The sequence below is a fragment of the Shewanella sp. SR1 genome (assembly GCF_020447145.1).
Classification (GTDB): Bacteria; Pseudomonadota; Gammaproteobacteria; order Enterobacterales; family Shewanellaceae; genus Shewanella; species Shewanella baltica.
Genome location: NZ_JAJAEF010000005.1, coordinates 173,107 through 191,713 on the forward strand (window position 1 = coordinate 173,107; position 18,607 = coordinate 191,713).

An 18,607-nucleotide genomic window follows, 5' to 3' on the forward strand; every position below is an offset into this window, starting at 1 on the left:
ATAACAAATATGACAGGATTAGAAAGGAGGTAAATACGCAGTTGTGTTGAATAACAGTATTACGCCACTCACTTCTAGTGAATAAGTGGCCTAATATGTTGAATAATAGGGTAAGTTGATGACTTAACTAGAAGTTCGCAGGCGTAGTCGCACTCACCAGACGGCAAGGTTCATCAAAGGGATTGCGGAATCTATGGGGCACTTCACTATTAAAGTAGTAACTGTCACCCGCTTCCAAAATATACACTTCATCACCCACAGTGAGTTCGAATTTACCTTCGATCACCATCGCAGCCTCTTCACCTTCGTGCTTCAGCATTTCTTCACCCGTATCTGAACCGGGCGGATAAATTTCACTCATCACTGACATAGCGCGATTCGGATAATCACGGCCGATCAGTTTAAATTCAAGTGGTCCAGTGCCGATATCCAGTAATTCATTGGATCGATAGACGACCTTTTGCTCACTATCCGCAGAGGCTTCAATGGAGAAAAAATCCACTAAAGACATCGGGATACCCGACAGCACTTTTTTTAGAGAGCTGACTGACGGGCTAACACTGTTTTTCTCGATCATTGAAATCGTACTGTTAGTCACACCAGCACGTTTGGCCAATTCTCGTTGAGATAAGCCTTTCATTTTTCGAACAGTTTTGAGGCTGGCTCCAATATCCAAATTTCACATCCCCCTGAAGGCTCGGGTCAACCCCGATAGATGACGAACAGGTTGTTCAGGATAAACACCATCCAGAACGCATTTTCGCCCAAAAAGCGCGTGTTTTACTGCTTTCATTGTATTCTACATAAAAAGCGTGTTAAATAAAACGAACACTTTTTTGCGTCATGTTAAAAGTGTGATGAGTATACTGAGACAAGTCCAATTTACAATAAAAACAATTTTTTGGAGCCATAATGGCAAGCAAACCTCCAGTGCACAGCGAACAGTACCCACACTCTTATTATGTTGATACTGCTAAAGAAATTTACGCGCACCCACAACTCGAAGGCAATATCAGTGCTGATGTCTGCATAGTGGGCGGCGGCTTTAGCGGTATCAATACCGCCATAGAACTCGCACAGCGCGGCATGAGTGTCGTCCTATTAGAAGCCAAACGAATTGGCTGGGGCGCATCGGGCCGAAACGGCGGCGAACTCATTCGTGGCATAGGCCATGACCCCTCGCAATTTCACAGTGAAATCGGCACTGAAGGTGTTCAAGCAATTCAACAGATGGGCTTTGAAGCCGTCGAAATTGTGCGAAATCGCATACAAGAACACAGTATCGACTGCGATCTGCAAATGGGTTATTGCGACTTAGCAGTTAAACCTCGTCACATGGATGAGCTTGAAGAAGAATTTAGCGCACTCAAGGCCATGGGTTATCAGCAAGAAATCAAGCTGTTAACTAAGCCACAATTAGGAGAAGTCATAGGCTCAGATTTTTATCAAGGTGCGCTGGTTGATATGGGCAGCGGCCATTTACACCCGCTGAACCTTGCTCTGGGTGAGGCACGCGTCGCCCGTAATCTGGGCGCGCAGTTGTTTGAATACAGCGCCGCCGAAAAAATCATTCAAGGCGCTAAACCTAAGGTTATGACCGCCAAGGGCGAAGTCACTTGCCAATACTTAGTACTGGCTGGCAATGCCTATATTGGCCACAAACTTAACAGTTTTGTTGGGGGTAAAGTATTACCCGCCGGCAGTTATTTATTGGCGACCGAGCCCTTAACTGAGGCCCAATGCGCTAGCATTATCCCGCAGAATATGGCCTTCGCCGATATGCGAATTGCCTTAGATTACTTTCACTTATCCGCAGATCGTCGACTGCTGTTTGGTGGCCTTTGTACTTACTCAGGTAAAGACCCCAGAGATATTGAAGCAGCACTGAGACCGAATCTGGAGAAGGTATTTCCGCAGTTAAAAGGCGTGCGTATCGATTATGAATGGGGCGGCATGATAGGTATTGGCGCGAACCGTATGCCACAAATTGGTCGCCTGCCCGATGCCAATAATATTTTCTACGCCCAAGCCTATGCAGGACATGGGGTGAATGCCACTCATATGGCGGCAAAACTACTGGCCGAGGCTATTTGCCAACAGGCGGGACATTTCGATGTGTTCGCAAAAATCAAACACATGACCTTCCCCGGCGGCCCGACGTTTCGCTCGCCTATGCTCGCGGCTGGCATGCTGTATCACAGATTTAAAGACTTGTTTTAAAAGCTTATTTAAAGCACTTTTTAAAGAACAGATTTTAAGGGCTGGTTTTAAGCCATAACGTATGATGCCCATCGGATAAACAATCCGATGGGCATCATTGTTATAAGCACAAGCCATTTAACCACTCGTCATTTAGATACGAGTCATTCAACTGCAAGTCATTCTTTACTATTAAGGCTGCAACAACGCTAAGCCTCGCCTAAGAGATAACCTCGGTCTGAAAACCATAACGGCTTTTTAAAAGCTAATTTGCTCTCGCTAATCTCTGCCGCTTTCTACGCCTTGCCCACAGGATAAAAGGGATAGAACCGAGATAATGCACGACTAACGCCACCACAACCCCAAAGCCAATCCCACTGGTGGTTAAAGGTATTCCAGGCTTAAAGTTACTGACGGTCTTCTCCAGATAATCAAAGCGAACGGGGTTAAACATATAGGCAGTTTTCTCAAACAAATTGCCCGTGTTAAACATCGCCAAGCCTTGTGTTAACTCTTTATAAAGCGCGATTGTCTGCACCTTTTGCTCGGCGTCGGCACGCACGCTTGGCTCCTCATTTTGCTGGTGACGGGCAATCATTGCCTCAGCATCGGCATAATGATATTCCCTAGCCGTTGCCTCGTAGCCTTCTACCTGCCATTGGGTCGATGCATAGAGTCCAGCGAGAAATTGCTGATAATGATCAGCAAGTTGCGGCAACTGCAAGGCAATCACAAGAATCAATCCAAAAACCAACTTATCAATCAATCTGCCAATCAAGGGATCCTCCTTGGTGATCTAGCCAAATGACGCAGGGGTTACGACACCGCAATGACATAATGCTCAAAACTGTACTGACTCAATCAATAACTACCCAATTAGCACTCAATTGGCAAATCGGTACGACTGCCCCAATCCGCCCACGAACCATCATAGAGGATGGGATGTGTATGACCTGCTGCAACCGAAGCCAATATCAAAATACACGCCGTAACCCCAGAACCACAGCTGAATATCCGTGCGGACTTGTCCGCTGCTAGCCCTTGATAAATAGCCTGTAACTCACTGGTCGTTTTGATTTTATTGCCATCGAGCACTTGAGAGAAGGGTAAGTTAACCGAGCGAGGAATATGTCCTGAGCGCACACTGGGGCGCGGCTCACTCACTTGGCCTAAAAAGCGTGGCGCACCACGGGCATCGACAATCGCCGTATCGGCATCTTCAATACGTGATAACACGGCCTCGGCATCCATCACCCGCTCGGGGTGGTATTGCAGCGCACCCGCCAAAGTATCGATATCCGTCGGGCCGTAATCGACGCCTTCAGCTTGATAACGCGATGAGGTGATGCGGTCTTCTTCAATCCACTGAGGCAAGCCACCATCGAGTACATAGACTCGATTAAAACCCATGACTTTAAAGGTCCACCACGCCCGTGGGGCTGAATAAATGCCTTGGTTATCATAGATAACGATAACACTGTCGGCTTCAATCCCAAGTTGCGCTATCCCTTGGCTGAATTGCTCAAACGTCGGCAAGGCATGGATTTGAGTTGAAGTTTTATCGCAAAACACATTTTCCAAGTCGAATCGACGTGAGCGCGGAATGCAAATAGGCTCATCGTAAACTAGGGGTTCTTTACCAATAACGGTTTCCATACTGGCATCGAGCAAGACTAAATGGGGATCGGTGAGGTGTGCTTCGAGCCACTGCGTACTAACAAGTGGGTATTCCATAGCGGGTCCTTTTACTGTTATCCAAGTCTGCCGCTAGTCTCTCACCAAATGCCGTAAAGCCCAAATATCGGCTTAACAAATTGTCTGCTTTGGGATTTTATTTAAAAGCGTCGACTCGATTTTATGCACTCAATCATTAAATTGCGGCGAAGCCATATTTTGAAGAGAGTGCTTTAAACTGCTCATTTTTAATGATGCTGCTTTCAAAACGATCTTTTCGATATGGCCGTGTTCGAGATAGCCCTTTTCGCAACAGTTCTTTTCTAGACAGCTGCTTTCGAAATAGCCGCTACTTAATCACTTCAATTTTCACGTCAATCAAACCAGAGGAAGTGTTGCCTATGCTGCTGAACGCCGATTTAGACAAATCTATAATGCGGCCACGCACGAAAGGCCCTCTATCATTGATTTTTACAATCACACTTTTGCCATTATCAACATTGGTGACCTTAACGCTCGAACCAAAGGGTAACTTTTTATGCGCTGCCGTCTTTAATTTATGTTTGTAAAGTTCACCACTAGCCGTCTGCTTATTTTGATGTTTATCCCCATAAAAGGAAGCCTGACCAGCTTCAGTGAATCCCACCCAGTTACCATTTTCACCAGTCTGCATTGAAGAACAGCCGGCCAAAAAACTTAACAATGCCAGCACAGCTAGTTTGACGAAATTGAACGGCCTAATTAGGTTTTGAAGTGCATTCACATGGCACCCTCTCTAATGAGTGAACGCTTTGCTGACGAGCGATAGGCTCAGCAAAAGTCACGGGGAAAATAACCAACAACCTTAGATGGCAAAGCTCTAAGCTTGCATCCTAAAAGTTCAGAACAAGAAACAATAAATTTCCACGAGGCTACAGCAGTTGCACGCTAAAATCACGTACTAGCAGGTGAACAAAGCCGATTTAAAGCTGAAATGTGGAAGCCATGTGGGCTTAGACCTGTTAGAGGATTAACTCTTACGCAAGTCGTTCTAACGAGAATATATATGGTATTGAGCAAAGTACGTTTCACCGCCGACATATGACTAAACTCAATTACACCTGCTGAAATAATTTAAGTATGAGAAAAATTATTCTATCCAATAAAAAAACCACCTTTGAAAGTGGTTTTTTCTTTATATATTGATGGGATACGTAACTAGCTTACGGAACCACAAAATCAAATTTTTGATGACAACTACCACAATAATTCACTGACTCTTTATGTACATTATGACACTTGCTGCAAGTAGTCTCTGTATCAAAGTGACGATTTTTATGGGGATTAGTTGGTTTTACATTTTCAGTTTTTGCCGCTAGTTTTTTAGTGTTATGGCACTGGACACATTTGTCCATTGGCACTGCTTGGCGCTCTTCCACACCATGACAGCTCTTACATTTAAGTCCTGCTGCAGCGTGAGTTTGATCTAATAAGGTATTGTCTTTTGCTAGCGCACTGCCTGCGAAGACACTCAATACAAGTAAAAGTATGATTGTTAAGTTCTTCATTGTTTTATTCCGTTATTCATTTGGAATGATGCCTAAACCTCAGACATCTAGATTAATAAGTCTGTGGTTTATAATTTGGCAACATGCTTGCCAGTTAAGTAACCAAAGGTATAACAACGACCTAAAGACAAACCAAATACAGTCAATGGATAATCGACGCCACCATAAAAGCCGCCGCCAAGATTACCGATGACGTATAAGCCTTCAATTGGCTTACCATCAGCATCAAGCGCTTGGTGATCCTTATTAACTAGCATCCCAGAACAAATAGCCGATACTCGCATACGACGATGGATACCGTAGAACGGTGCTTTAAGAACGGGAACCATTCTGTCAGAACGTTTACCAAAATCGTCATCTTGACCAGTTTTACATAACTCGTTGTAACGCTTAACATTGGCTACAAATGTTTTTGGATCGCATTCCAGTTTCACTGCAAGCTCTTCCAGCGTATCTGCTACATGCGTATTCGTTAGAGATGGAAACACGCCTTTCTTTGGCGTTGGGTCATCAGGCATATAGACTTTTAATTCTTCTGGAGAATATAAATGTCCTGGCCAATTCGCAGCCTGAGTCATGTAATCAGAATCGAATACTTGTGAGTAATGACCCGCATTTTGCTCATCACGCAAATAGTTATTCATGAGAGACATTTCAACTGTCTCATTAACAAAGCGCTCGCCCTGGCGATTAACTGCTAGGAATGGCATGTCGCACATTGAAGCGGGACCCGCATCAAAATCGTGCAGCATCTTAGTGTGGCCTATTGGCTCTATAACACCGCCTGCCCAGAAAGCCATCGCAAAGCCATCACCAGTACGGTCCATTTGCTTACGCTCAAAGTTCTTTATGTCTGGGATGAAATAGTCACTCATCGCTTTATTGTTCTGGTAATCACCAGTCGATAAGATCACACCTTTCTTTGCCATGTACTTGTGGTATTTGCCATCACGAGATTGCGCTATAACACCGATAACTTTACCTGATTCATCTTGGATCAATTGTTGCGCTGGCATATTGAAAAAGAACTTAACGCCTGCTTTCTCTGCCGTTTTGGCGAGATCGCGCATACCATCACCCGCCGTGTATGGCTTAGGTCCAAAAAATGATGTAACAAAGTTGAGTGGAAATTCGCTAACCCCATGAATGCCATGTTGTGGCTTAGTACCTTGGTCTACGACTTGGGCACCACCTTGCTTAGCGCGGTCGATCACCCAAGATATGGCTTCACCAGAATTATAGGCCCAGCTTCTTAGAAGCTCAGGGTGACAACGGTGAGCACTATCACTCATCAAACGAGATACCATGGCTTCAACAGAGGCTTTAGGCGTTGTTTTTAAGTCAATACCAGAACCTGTATTGCCCTGAGCAACTACAATGGCTTGTTTCTGAAGAACAGCCACTTTAGCGCCATTTTCTGCAGCTGAGAGCGCAGCTGGCACACCAGAAGCCCCCGCACCAACGACAATCACATCAAAAGTTTGCGTTGAGGCAATATCTTTCTCGGCAATAACCTTTGGTTTTGGCATAAAGCCAAGCGTAGCATCAGCAATGTTGGCATATTCTTGGTTTGCTTCCGATGCCACAGCGCTAGCAGTACCTGCCAGTCCCACAAAGGCTAAACCACCAGTACCTACTGCTGCTCGTGTAAGGAAGCTTCTTCGTGATATCCCATTTTGAAGGACATTAGCCGTATATTGGTCAACTTCTTTCGGTTTCTGTGAATTGTCTTTATTCATTTTTATACTCCTTTGGTCCTCATTGTTAAGGTCGATATGACACCGTTAACAACGACACTGGATCTGGCCATAACCGCTTATGATTTACTTGCTTTAGAAACTAGAAACGTAATTTTTAGAAAGTGATTAAACGCACCTCATAGATAACATGTTTAAATGTATGACATATGACCATAAACCAAAAGCGTTATTACTAGCATCTTTGCAGTGCTTCACAAAATTATTTAATTTTGAGCTGTACTACGTGACTTACTCTTTTTGAAAACAAGCTAATTAAAGTGTGTAGCGACAAGTAAATGTTGCTATTTAATAATAAAGGTTGTGAATTCACTCATAACTAATTTAGCTAACAAGATGAATGAACTATCAGTAAATAAGTAACCCGTTATCCCTAATTCACTTGAACGAAAAGTTGATACAGTTGAACCTAACTTAATATGGAGTAGTGATATAACTTACACTTTGGTGGATAATACTGGTCTGTTTCGCGGCTAAGTTAGGCTTATTCTCGAGAAAAAGTTAGCTTTGCTATTTCCACTGAATATTGAGCTAATATAAAAAGCTTTAAATATAAATTCTGAATCACTTGATAAACCAACTCCATTCAAACCAAACTGTTATCAAATCAGTCTAAAACACTCAAATCAGGTGAAAATCACCTGCAATAAAAGTAGATAGGTCGCGACAGCATTCAATAGAATAATGCGCCTATGGAGTAATTTTTCAATAATTAATAACGAAATAGTAGAAGGATATTACGAATAATAACTTTACCAACATTAAAAATAATGTGACAAATTACATCATTACAGGATTCCATAAAAACAAACCCGAGGTAGAGGTTGGTAAGCTTTTAAGGTCGTGGCAAAATGTTGTTGGCCACGACCATTTATTAATTAGTAACAATTTTATGAATAGTGCCTAAATATCTATTCTGGCGAAACACATGAAAAACTCGCCGCGTCTTCGATACTGCCAGTACCATTATATTTTGCGAACTTAGGATATGGACATAAGGTCCTAGTTCGCTCTTTTGACCAATTACTGGGTAACTCAGTATTGTCAGCACGAACAGCCGCAGTAATATTTTTAGGTTCAACGCCTTTTTCAACCCAGTCGACGAGCGCATCAATCATGTTAAATTTATCAGTAGTTGGACCTTTACCGCAATGATTCATTCCTGGTATTAAGAATAAGCGCGCAAAAGTTTCAGCATTTCCTGCATTCGCATTTGTTAATCCATTATACCAGTTAACAGTGTCATTTACCGAAAACACTGGATCAGATGTTCCGTGGAATACCATCATTTTAGCACCACGACTTTTAAGAACAGAAAGATCCGTTGGATGGGGAGGTGTCATAAAATCAATAGCGGATTCAGAGTAAATTGAATCAGTGCCATAAATTCTTTGCACGTCATTATCCATGCTAAATGATTGCACATACTCCAAACTCGACAGTTCACTTTCACCATTAAATGGCGTTGGTGGCGTACTAAAAATGAAACCTACTGCGCCAGGATCTCGATTCAACGCCATGAAATATTCCCATTCAGACCAACCTGAAGATCCTATACCTGCATCATATGGAAAGTCAGCATAAATGGCCTCACCCGTTTGGCTGTTATGGGGACCCGACATGATATTGCCTAATACCTGTTTTTGCTTCGCGGTTAAGCAGGTATTATCCCGACCGTTTGAACATGTTGGAACGTCACGCTCGAGATCAAATGCCTTTTGACAAGCATATGTATTTGCAATCATGCCGTCACTGGTGCCATCTAATACATCACACTGCTCAAGCACTTTCTTAGAGACTAGTGAGAATTCTTCAGGTGTAATTGCAGTTTGCAATGTAGTTAAAATATCTGCACCATCAAACTCAACTAGCTTTGAATATTCCTGAATACCGTACATTTGAGCTACAGCTGCTTTAGGTAGGTTGAAACCAGGATTACCCACCAAAAAACCGTCGTACATATCAGCATAACGGGCAGCAGCAACCATGGTATGTCGCCCTCCGTTCGAACAACCTGCGAAATATGATCTATCAGGTTGTTTTCCATATGCCTTTTCTATGATGTTTTTTGCCATCGGCGTTAAATCAGCAACAGCATTATAGCCATAATCTAGCCGAGCTTGAGGATCAAGACCAAATAGCGGGGTTGGACTTGGGTGCCCCATATCGGAACTTATTACCGCAAATCCTTCATTAAGTGCAGCTGAATCTGAACCACCGGAAAATAGTAATCGACCAACCGCTTTGGCTACAGAACCATCAAGACCTCCATTGGCTTGGTAATAGAATCGTCCGTTCCAATTCGTCGGTAATCGCATTTCAAAACCGATAGCATACCGAGTATCACCAGCAATGCCTGCGCCTATCCTTTCATTCATATAGCCTGTAACTAAACAGTGTTCTGGAGCATGATAAGTTTCTGTCGAGCTATACTCAACATCACCAGCTGCGATGATTTTCGAGCCAGTTATGGTTGTATTTTTAAAGCTGTATTGCGAGGTTATTTCATCACAAGTTTTTAGAGTACCGGGTGTAGCAGGCGTCAGCTGTGGATTTGATGTATTGTTTGAATCATTATCTCCACACGAACAGAGTAGAACACACGAAACAAATGCCGTAGAAATAAGTAAAAAATTTAAGTTTTTCATTCTTTATCTCAATATTTAGGCTGAAGTATCTACCGCAAATTTTATTTTTTACCTTTTAATTTACGGTATAAAAAATCGGGTGTAGACAAACAAGCCTTGATACACCCGTATTAAATTTAGTGCAGGGAGGCACTGATGAAATGAGAAGAACTATTTGCCTAAGACAAACTTATAGGTGACATATAAACGGAGATCATCAAAGTCTTCACCTTGGTCAATATCAACGAGCGCATAACGGGCTCTAAGTCCCAAACCTGACAAGGCCCCATCAAACTTATATGTGATTGAAAAGTTGGTTTCAGCGAAATCCTTTGCATTGCCCTCTGGCACATCATACTGACCATAAAAGGCGTAAGCTTCTAATCCATTGACACCTATTTTTCCAAAGTCATAGGCTACTTTTAAAGCGTTAACTTCTTCATTGGCTCGTGCAGATTGATTGACTTGCTGAATAACCACTTTTTCATCCCCCCAAGGAGTGAGTACGGTATCATCGCCAGTTTTAGCATAGATGTAAGTTAAGTCTGCACCCGCAAATTTTGCCCCCAAATGAAACCCATATTGATAGGTATCGAGTGAACCACCGCTTTCTTCGCCCATTGATTGTTGAGTCAGATATGAGGGCGTTAAGTACACATTTGTTGCACCTAACTGAGTCGATAAATTCACTTTGGCGTAAGTCTGATTAAAAACATCTTCCATGCTGTAATGCCAAAGATTGACGACTGTTTTAACCGTTTCAAAGGGTAACTGATACTTGGCACCTAAAGCATAAACAGGGTTATCCGCCACATCCGCAATTACACCTGCTCTTGCTAATTCACTTTGCACCGCTTCTTTTACGGATACAAAACTGTTATCCGACCACCCCATGGAGTCGGTAATATAGAGAGCAGAAAGAGTGAGATTATCAATACTCTTGTTCTCCGCAGAAAAACCGCGGAAAGTTCGAGGAATAGCACGAATATCATGGGGATTCATCATAGGCGTACGCAGTTCTTGAGCACCAAGTTTGAACTTAGTGTCCCACCAATCACCTTGTACAAAATATTCTTGTAAACGGTTAACGCTATCATGATTACCGTTAGCATCACGGGCAACCAGACCATATACATCATCAGAGTCATTGGTCCAAATTGGATTGGCAGTAGCGAAACTAGTACCAAAGCTAATACCGTTCACTTTTGCAGTATTGTAATAAAACAGTCCACCAAACGAAGTGTCGTGTTTGGTATTAGTGGTGTCGTCAAAATCACGGGTAAAGTCGAATAAACGCAACTCACCTTTCAGAGTGCCTTGGCTAAACATTTGGTCAATGCTGGTATCGGCTACGGCTGGAATTGCTAGCGCGGATAACACGAGCAAAGATAAGTAAGATCTTTTCAACATCATCTTCTTCCTTTTATTAGTTAACCCTGATCTGAATTGTCTGGGTTAGTTAGAATTTATTAACATTCTTAGGTGAAATGTATGACGTATAACAATTATGCACAACGAAGTTAGGATGAATATGAGAAACGAGTTACGGAATTAGCACAGATGTTACTTAGATCAACAAACATGAATGTTTTTTAATCGCTAATATAGGAAAAGCGAGACTACTTTTTCTGCGTTAATACGGTTTTATGGTAGGATGGCATCACTAAGTTTATTCGGGATAATAAATTGCATATCTTCAAGCCAATTAAGCAGATAAAAGCATCGAGTGAGGTTGGGCAGCAACTGAAAAATGCTATTTTAGGTGGCGAATATAGAGCGGGTGATAAACTGCCTTCCGAGCGTGAATTGATTGAGCTATTCCAAGTGAGTCGCACTGTCGTCAGAGAAGCAATCAAGAGCATTGAAGCGGGTGGATTAGTCGAAATTCGCCAAGGAGCAACGGGTGGCGCATTTGTTAAACACTTAACCTTTGAGCGATTAAGTGATGCCTGCAATGACTTGTTTATGATGGGTAAACTTTCACTACCAGAGTTATGTCAGGCACGTATGCTGATTGAGCCACAAGTAGCGAGAATGGCCGCCCGAAATTGCACACCGGAGCAAGCTTTAGCGCTAATTGAGGCCAATAGTCATGAAAATGATTCATACGCTTATCCAGATACCGTCGCCTTACGTTCAGAGGTGCATTATTTATTAGCTGAAATGGCAGGCAACCGTTTTCTCGAGGCAATCGTTAAATCATTATTGATTTTATTACGTAATCAGACGATTAAATTTGAACCACCAACAGATGAAATCCATCCACTAGGGTTACATGGTGTGATTATTGACGCTGTGATCGCCAATGATGAAGATAAAGCTGAAGCAGAGATGTTTGCGCACTTAGAAGATTTTAATATACGCCTTCGAGAAATTGAGTGTAAATACTTAGATAAACAGCGTAATTTATAGAAAATCTTTAAATCTTCATCGCTCTAATTAGACTCATAAATATTTCAAACACAACAGTACTTTAATGCCAATTAAAGTACTGTTGTTGTGCGTCCACAATATTGATTAAATAAACTCAATCAACAACTTAAATCTCTACCAACAATCCTTTTAGTACAAAACTGAACATTCTCCTATGCATTTTGCCCTCATTTCGACATACGTATTTTAAGGCTAAGTACGCACGTTCTGGCACTTAACTCGCATTTAGGCAAAACCGCCCTAAAAATAAAAACCTCTTTCCATGTAATATGAAAAGAGGTTTTAGTATTGAGCGAAAGTGGCTCCTTCTTTTATATAGACAAAAAAGAGCGGTTATAAAAACAGAACGCTTATAGCACGATCCAAGTCGCTTTCAGTTCTGTGTATTTGTCGAAGGAGTGCAGAGATTTATCTCGGCCATTACCTGACTGTTTATAGCCACCGAACGGCGCTGTCATATCGCCGCCATCGTAATGGTTGATCCACACCATGCCAGCGCGCAGGGCTTTGGCGGTTTTATGGGCCTTGCTAATATTCGATGTCCACACGCCAGCGGCTAAACCGTAAATAGTATCGTTGGCGATTGATATCGCTTCTTCCATGCCATTAAATTCAATAACAGATAACACTGGGCCAAAGATCTCTTCACTGGCAATTTTCATCTGATTGTTTACGTTAGAAAATACCGTTGGCTGCACATACACACCGCCCGTATCGGCCATAACTTGGCTGCCACCGTGGACTAAGGTCGCGCCTTCATCTTTACCTGATTTGATGTAACTGAGTACTGTGTCTAACTGTTGTTTATCAACAACGGCGCCGCTCACAGTCGCAGGGTCGAGTGGATGACCCGGATGCCACGAGGCTAGCTCCTCTGCAATAAGCGCGATAAGCTCATCTTTCACCCCTGATTCCACCAGCAAACGTGAACCTGCAGTGCAGACTTCACCTTGGTTAAAAGCAATGGCTTCGGCTGCAGCAACGGCAGCGGCTTTCAGATCTGGCGCATCATTAAAGACGATATTAGGGCTCTTGCCTCCGGCCTCTAACCACACGCGTTTCATGTTCGACTCGCCAGCGTAAATCATTAATTGTTTTGCGATTTTGGTGGACCCCGTAAACACCAACGTATCCACATCCATATGCAGGGCTAAGGCTTTACCTACGGTATGGCCAAATCCTGGCAACACGTTTAATACGCCTTGTGGGATCCCGGCTTCAATGGCGAGTTGCGCCATACGGATAGCCGTTAAGGGTGACTTTTCAGAGGGTTTTAATACCACACTGTTACCCGTTGCAAGTGCAGGCCCGAGCTTCCAACACGCCATCAGCATAGGGAAGTTCCACGGCACAATCGCAGCGACAACACCGACTGGTTCACGGGTGATCATGCCTATTTCATTGTGAGCGGTTGGTGCGAGTTCATCGTAAATTTTATCAATCGCTTCGCCAGACCAGCGAATCGCACGGGCGGCGCCCGCCACATCCACCGCTTTAGAGAAACGAATGGGTTTACCCATGTCGAGGGTTTCTAACAATGCGAGTTCATTGGCATTTTCTTCGAGTAATTCGGCGAAACGTATCATCACTTGTTTGCGCTTTACTGGAGACTGCTGCGACCAAACACCGGAATCGAATACGCTGCGGCCATTGGCAACCGCAAGATTGGCATCCGCAAGATCGCAACTCGCCACTTTTACCAGCAAGCGGCCATCGATAGGGCTAATACAATCAAAGGTGTTACCCGAAACGGCATCTTGGTATTCGCCATTGATAAACGCCTTCCCATTAATAGACAGGCTGGCAGCAAGACTTTCCCATTCGCTGCGTTTCTTCGGTGTGCTCATGATGACCTCTTAATAGTTCGCATAGGTGTGGTTTATCGTTCATCGACAAGAAATAGTGACCAGTGACGACATTAGCGCAAATGCTACACATCATCACAGTCGTAATCCGAGCTTCAGATTACGCTGTTTGAGCAATAAAATTCAATATTTTTTACAAAAATAGCTTTTTTGCCACAAATAACTGCACACAGCTCTTCCATGTTCATTATTTCTAACATAGCATAGCAAATATTAGCCACCCTAAAACAAGACCTGAAAATACAGGACAAGGTAGACACTATGGCCGATTTGCCGCTCAATTCCTCAAGTGATGCTTCACATCAATCTTCAACTGAGCATCCCTCACTTGAACATTTCTGGATGCCTTTTACCGCCAACCGCCAATTCAAAGCCAACCCGCGGTTACTCACCAAAGCGGAAGGCATGTATTACACGGATATTGATGGCAATAAGGTATTAGATGCTACCGCCGGTTTATGGTGTTGTAACGCAGGCCATGGTCGCAAAGAAATCAGCGAAGCGGTCAGCAAACAAATTAAAGAGATGGATTACGCGCCCTCCTTCCAAATGGGTCACCCTATCGCCTTTGAACTTGCCGAGCGCTTAGTCGAGCTAAGTCCTGAAGGATTAAACAAAGTCTTCTTTACTAACTCAGGTTCTGAGTCAGTCGATACAGCACTTAAGATGGCACTTTGCTATCACAGAGCCAACGGTCAAGCCTCACGCACTCGCTTTATCGGGCGCGAAATGGGTTACCACGGTGTCGGCTTTGGTGGCATCTCTGTGGGAGGGTTAAGCAATAATCGCAAGGCATTTAGCGGCCAATTACTGCAAGGCGTCGATCACTTACCGCACACCTTAGATATCCAAAATGCGGCATTTACCCGTGGACTCTCGCACTTTGGCGCAGAAAAAGCCGAGGTATTAGAACAACTAGTGACCCTGCATGGCGCCGAGAATATTGCCGCCGTGATCGTTGAACCAATGTCGGGTTCTGCAGGGGTGATATTGCCGCCACAAGGTTACTTAAAACGTCTGCGTGAAATCACTAAAAAGCATGGCATCCTACTGATTTTTGACGAAGTCATCACCGCTTTTGGCCGCGTTGGCGCCGCCTTCGCGAGTCAGCGTTGGGGTGTTATTCCAGACATTATCACCACGGCTAAAGCCATCAATAACGGTGCTATCCCAATGGGTGCAGTGTTTGTGCAAGATTTTATCCACGACACTTGCATGCAAGGCCCTAATGAACTGATTGAGTTCTTCCACGGCTACACCTATTCCGGTCATCCAGTCGCTGCAGCGGCGGCGCTTGCCACCCTTTCGATTTATGAGAATGAGCAATTATTCGAGCGCAGCTTTGAGCTTGAGCGCTACTTTGAAGACGCCGTGCACAGCCTCAAAGGATTGCCGAATGTGATTGATATTCGTAACACTGGGCTAGTCGCTGGGATTCAATTCTCCCCTAACGCTCAAGGCGCCGGTAAACGGGGTTACGGCGTGTTTGAACACTGCTTCCGCCACGGCACTTTAGTGCGAGCCACGGGCGACATTATTGCTATGTCACCACCACTGATTGTCGATAAACGCGAGATAGACCAAATGGTTAATAGCCTAAGCGATGCCATTAACGCCGTTGGATAATAGCGCCAGTTGTTTGCTCCACTCTCACATTTAACACCCCGCTGCGGCGGGGAACATCAAAGGTTAACTATGCTCAAGATCACTCACTTTGTTAATGGTCAGCACACTCCTGCCAGTACCAGAACCCAAGATATTTTTGAACCCGCCACGGGTGAACTACGTGGCCAGGTCTCACTGGCAAGCGAAACTGAAGTCGGTGAAGCCATCGCAATCGCTAAAACCGCCTTTGAAACATGGTCGCAGGTGACACCACTCAACCGCGCTCGAGTGCTATTTAAATTCAAAGCTTTAGTTGAGCGGAACCTAGATGAAATGGCGCAGCTTATCACCCGCGAGCACGGCAAAGTGATCGACGATGCTAAGGGCGAGTTGATCCGTGGTCTCGAAGTGGTCGAGTTTGCCTGTGGTATTCCGCACTTGCTTAAAGGTGAACACACCCAGCAAGTCGGTGGCGGGGTCGATTCTTGGTCAGTTAATCAAGCTTTAGGTGTTGTCGCAGGCATAGCGCCCTTTAACTTCCCCGTGATGGTTCCCATGTGGATGTTCCCAATCGCGATTGCCTGCGGTAACACCTTTATTATGAAACCCTCAGAAAAAGACCCAAGCTCGGTGATGCGTATTGCTGAGCTGCTTAAAGAAGCAGGTCTTCCCGATGGCGTGTTTAACGTTATTAACGGCGACAAAGAAGCCGTCGATACCTTACTCACCCATAAAGATGTGCAAGCGGTGAGCTTTGTAGGCTCAACGCCAATTGCCGAATACATCTACAGCACAGCCTCTAAACATGGCAAACGCGTGCAAGCCTTAGGCGGCGCGAAAAACCATATGTTACTCATGCCAGATGCGGATTTAGATCAAGCCGTTAGCGCCTTAATGGGCGCCGCTTACGGCAGTGCTGGCGAGCGTTGTATGGCGATTTCAGTCGTGCTCGCGGTAGGTGATGTGGGCGATGCGTTAGTGGAAAAACTGCTACCGCAAATCCAAAGCTTAAAAGTCGGCAACGGCTTGACGCCAGAGATGGAAATGGGTCCGCTGATCTCAAAACAGCACCTTGCCAAGGTCACCCAATATGTTGAAGCCGGTGTGCAAGAAGGCGCAGCGCTGCTGGTCGATGGTCGTAAACTGAGTGTTGAAGAAAATCCACAGGGCTATTTCCTCGGCGCCTGTTTGTTCGACCACGTCACGCCTGAAATGAGCATCTACCGCGAAGAAATCTTTGGCCCAGTGCTGGCGATTGTGCGCGTGAAAGATTACCCAACGGCGCTTGAGCTGATTAACCAACATGAATTTGGCAATGGCACGGCGATTTTCACCCAAAGTGGTGAAGCGGCAAGACATTTCTGCCACCACGTGCAAGTCGGTATGGTTGGGGTGAACGTGCCGATCCCGGTACCAATGGCGTTCCACAGTTTTGGCGGTTGGAAGCGATCACTCTTTGGGCCGCTGCATATGCATGGTCCAGATGGCGTGCGTTTTTATACCAAACGTAAGGCAATTACTGCCCGCTGGCCCGTAGGTAAACAGACTCAAGCCGAGTTTGTAATGCCTACGATGAAATAGCCGAATGTCAGCTCTACAAGGAAATCGCAAATGACTGTGAGCATCAACGCCATTATTCGCTTTGCTACGGCGCAAACACCCGTCGAGACCTATCAGTTACCGGCGGAAAAGTTGTTAGCAGGCAATCCAACTCAAGGGCTAGAGAATCATTATTCTAGTCCTTGTGATCAATTTCACAGTGGAATTTGGCAAAGTGAATCAGGCGCTTGGAAAATAAACTACACTGAATACGAGTACTGCGAAATCCTCGAAGGGATAAGTGTTATCACTGATCTTCAAGGTCAATCGCAGACGTTCACTGTGGGTGACAGGTTTATTATACCCGCGGGTTTTCAAGGCACTTGGGAAGTTGTGGAACCCTGCCGCAAGGTTTACGTCATTTTCGAACAAAAGTGAGATCAACGAGGCTGATGCTAGCCTCAAAAAAGCTAAGTTATCTTAGCAATAACTCGCCATGAGGTCACAGCAACGGGTTTTCCTAGGCTGTTGTTTGGCAAACCAACGGATGCACTGGCGCGATTGCACAATCATGGCCGCCAGTAACACGTCCGAGTCAACAAAGAAAATGGGAGAAATACCGTGTATAACAATCTGAATAAAAAACGGCTGGTACAGCTTGTCGGACTCGCGCTAACCACGACCCTATTCTCCGGCATGGCCGCCGCCGAAGTAACAGGGGAAATTAGTCTCACTAACGACTATCGTTTCCGCGGCGTTTCACAAACCGCTGGCGATCCTGCCCTGCAAGGCGGTATCGATTGGAGCTTCGACTCGGGTTTCTCTGTCGGTGCTTGGGCAAGTAACGTGGATTTTGATGAGCCAGGTTATAACGGCCCTGCAATCGAATACGATTTCTATGTCGCCTATGGCGGTGAGATCAACGAAGATCTGACCTACGACATTACCCTTAACCGTTATAACTACTCAGGCGAAAGTGACATTGGCTATTTTGAAGTCACAGCTGGCATGGATTATAAAGGCTTTCGTGCCGCTTACTGGTTCACCAATGACTACGGCGGTAGTGATTTAGACTATCACTATGCTGAGCTTAACTATTCCTATGAATTTGTTGAGAACTGGAGTCTCGATCTGCACTATGGTTACAACGTTGGTGATGCATTGGATGACGGTGAAGGCTTTGATAGCTACTCAGATTACTCTGTTGGCGTATCGACTGAACTGTCAGGCTTTGGGCTTTCTCTCGCTTGGTTAGGCACAGATCTTAGCGGCGACCAAAAGGTCTCTGATGGCGCATTTAAAACCTCAGATACCGTGCTTGCTAGCGTAAGTTACGCGTTCTAATTTGGCCTTAGTATAAA

At 44.6% G+C, this 18,607-nt stretch carries 15 protein-coding genes; 6 read left to right on the forward strand and 9 right to left on the reverse strand.

Annotated features, from left to right (window positions below):
* Nucleotides 1-127: 127 nt before the first annotated feature.
* Nucleotides 128-676 (reverse strand): cupin domain-containing protein, encoded by a 549-nt coding sequence (locus KV201_RS06585; RefSeq protein WP_006080693.1) that lies wholly within the window; start codon nt 674-676, stop codon nt 128-130.
* Nucleotides 677-912: 236 nt separating this feature from the next.
* Between KV201_RS06585 and KV201_RS06590 the strand changes: the two genes are divergently transcribed.
* Nucleotides 913-2,220, forward strand: a complete 1,308-nt coding sequence (locus tag KV201_RS06590; RefSeq protein WP_006080692.1) for an FAD-binding oxidoreductase — start codon at nt 913-915, stop codon at nt 2,218-2,220.
* 244 nt (nt 2,221-2,464) lie between these two features.
* On the opposite strand, the gene KV201_RS06595 is transcribed toward KV201_RS06590, so the two are convergent.
* From KV201_RS06595 to KV201_RS06625, 7 genes are all read right to left on the reverse strand, one after another.
* Entirely contained in the window at nt 2,465-2,977 is a 513-nt protein-coding gene (locus KV201_RS06595) for a DUF2937 family protein (RefSeq protein ID WP_226058858.1), read from the reverse strand.
* Between the two features lie 98 nt (nt 2,978-3,075).
* Nucleotides 3,076-3,933 (reverse strand): sulfurtransferase, encoded by an 858-nt coding sequence (locus KV201_RS06600; protein WP_226058859.1) that lies wholly within the window; start codon nt 3,931-3,933, stop codon nt 3,076-3,078.
* A 289-nt stretch (nt 3,934-4,222) separates the two neighbouring features.
* A complete protein-coding gene (locus KV201_RS06605) occupies nt 4,223-4,636 on the reverse strand; it encodes a septal ring lytic transglycosylase RlpA family protein (RefSeq protein WP_226058860.1) in 414 nt (137 codons plus the stop codon).
* Between the two features lie 439 nt (nt 4,637-5,075).
* Nucleotides 5,076-5,420 (reverse strand): cytochrome c3 family protein, encoded by a 345-nt coding sequence (locus KV201_RS06610; protein ID WP_226058861.1) that lies wholly within the window; start codon nt 5,418-5,420, stop codon nt 5,076-5,078.
* 68 nt (nt 5,421-5,488) lie between these two features.
* Entirely contained in the window at nt 5,489-7,159 is a 1,671-nt protein-coding gene (locus tag KV201_RS06615) for an FAD-binding protein (RefSeq protein WP_226058862.1), read from the reverse strand.
* A gap of 929 nt (nt 7,160-8,088) precedes the next feature.
* Nucleotides 8,089-9,825 carry a tannase/feruloyl esterase family alpha/beta hydrolase gene (locus tag KV201_RS06620; RefSeq protein WP_226058863.1) on the reverse strand — a complete coding sequence of 579 codons (1,737 nt, stop codon included), beginning with the start codon at nt 9,823-9,825 and terminating at the stop codon, nt 8,089-8,091.
* A gap of 150 nt (nt 9,826-9,975) precedes the next feature.
* The gene (locus KV201_RS06625) at nt 9,976-11,214 is read right to left on the reverse strand and encodes an OprD family outer membrane porin (protein ID WP_107404027.1); all 1,239 of its coding nucleotides are present in this window, start codon (nt 11,212-11,214) and stop codon (nt 9,976-9,978) included.
* A gap of 276 nt (nt 11,215-11,490) precedes the next feature.
* On the opposite strand from KV201_RS06625, the gene KV201_RS06630 reads away from it, so the two are divergent.
* Nucleotides 11,491-12,216, forward strand: coding sequence for a FadR/GntR family transcriptional regulator (locus KV201_RS06630; RefSeq protein ID WP_226058864.1), 726 nt, complete (start codon nt 11,491-11,493; stop codon nt 12,214-12,216).
* A 371-nt stretch (nt 12,217-12,587) separates the two neighbouring features.
* Here the strand turns inward: KV201_RS06630 and KV201_RS06635 are convergent, their stop codons facing one another.
* Nucleotides 12,588-14,084 (reverse strand): aldehyde dehydrogenase, encoded by a 1,497-nt coding sequence (locus KV201_RS06635; protein WP_071939240.1) that lies wholly within the window; start codon nt 14,082-14,084, stop codon nt 12,588-12,590.
* A 279-nt stretch (nt 14,085-14,363) separates the two neighbouring features.
* Here KV201_RS06635 and KV201_RS06640 point away from each other — a divergent pair, with 279 nt between their 5' ends.
* The 4 genes from KV201_RS06640 to KV201_RS06655 all read left to right on the forward strand — a co-directional run bounded on the left by KV201_RS06640 (nt 14,364) and on the right by KV201_RS06655 (nt 18,590).
* Nucleotides 14,364-15,728 carry an aspartate aminotransferase family protein gene (locus KV201_RS06640; protein WP_012196777.1) on the forward strand — a complete coding sequence of 455 codons (1,365 nt, stop codon included), beginning with the start codon at nt 14,364-14,366 and terminating at the stop codon, nt 15,726-15,728.
* Nucleotides 15,729-15,797: 69 nt separating this feature from the next.
* Nucleotides 15,798-17,288, forward strand: coding sequence for a CoA-acylating methylmalonate-semialdehyde dehydrogenase (locus KV201_RS06645; protein ID WP_226058865.1), 1,491 nt, complete (start codon nt 15,798-15,800; stop codon nt 17,286-17,288).
* A gap of 30 nt (nt 17,289-17,318) precedes the next feature.
* Entirely contained in the window at nt 17,319-17,684 is a 366-nt protein-coding gene (locus tag KV201_RS06650; protein ID WP_006080672.1) for a cupin domain-containing protein, read from the forward strand.
* A 183-nt stretch (nt 17,685-17,867) separates the two neighbouring features.
* Complete coding sequence (locus tag KV201_RS06655; protein ID WP_226058866.1) at nt 17,868-18,590, forward strand: TorF family putative porin; 723 nt, start codon at nt 17,868-17,870, stop codon at nt 18,588-18,590.
* Nucleotides 18,591-18,607: the final 17 nt, after the last annotated feature.

Excerpts from the sequence above, each read along its gene's own strand:
- KV201_RS06635 (WP_071939240.1), bottom strand. The coding sequence starts at position 14,084 with ATGAGCACACCGAAGAAACGCAGCGAATGGGAAAGTCTTGCTGCCAGC.
- KV201_RS06645 (WP_226058865.1), top strand. The coding sequence starts at position 15,798 with ATGCTCAAGATCACTCACTTTGTTAATGGTCAGCACACTCCTGCCAGT.
- KV201_RS06620 (WP_226058863.1), bottom strand. The coding sequence starts at position 9,825 with ATGAAAAACTTAAATTTTTTACTTATTTCTACGGCATTTGTTTCGTGT.
- KV201_RS06590 (WP_006080692.1), top strand. The coding sequence starts at position 913 with ATGGCAAGCAAACCTCCAGTGCACAGCGAACAGTACCCACACTCTTAT.
- KV201_RS06610 (WP_226058861.1), bottom strand. The coding sequence starts at position 5,420 with ATGAAGAACTTAACAATCATACTTTTACTTGTATTGAGTGTCTTCGCA.
- KV201_RS06615 (WP_226058862.1), bottom strand. The coding sequence starts at position 7,159 with ATGAATAAAGACAATTCACAGAAACCGAAAGAAGTTGACCAATATACG.
- KV201_RS06600 (WP_226058859.1), bottom strand. The coding sequence starts at position 3,933 with ATGGAATACCCACTTGTTAGTACGCAGTGGCTCGAAGCACACCTCACC.
- KV201_RS06625 (WP_107404027.1), bottom strand. The coding sequence starts at position 11,214 with ATGTTGAAAAGATCTTACTTATCTTTGCTCGTGTTATCCGCGCTAGCA.
- KV201_RS06640 (WP_012196777.1), top strand. The coding sequence starts at position 14,364 with ATGGCCGATTTGCCGCTCAATTCCTCAAGTGATGCTTCACATCAATCT.
- KV201_RS06650 (WP_006080672.1), top strand. The coding sequence starts at position 17,319 with ATGACTGTGAGCATCAACGCCATTATTCGCTTTGCTACGGCGCAAACA.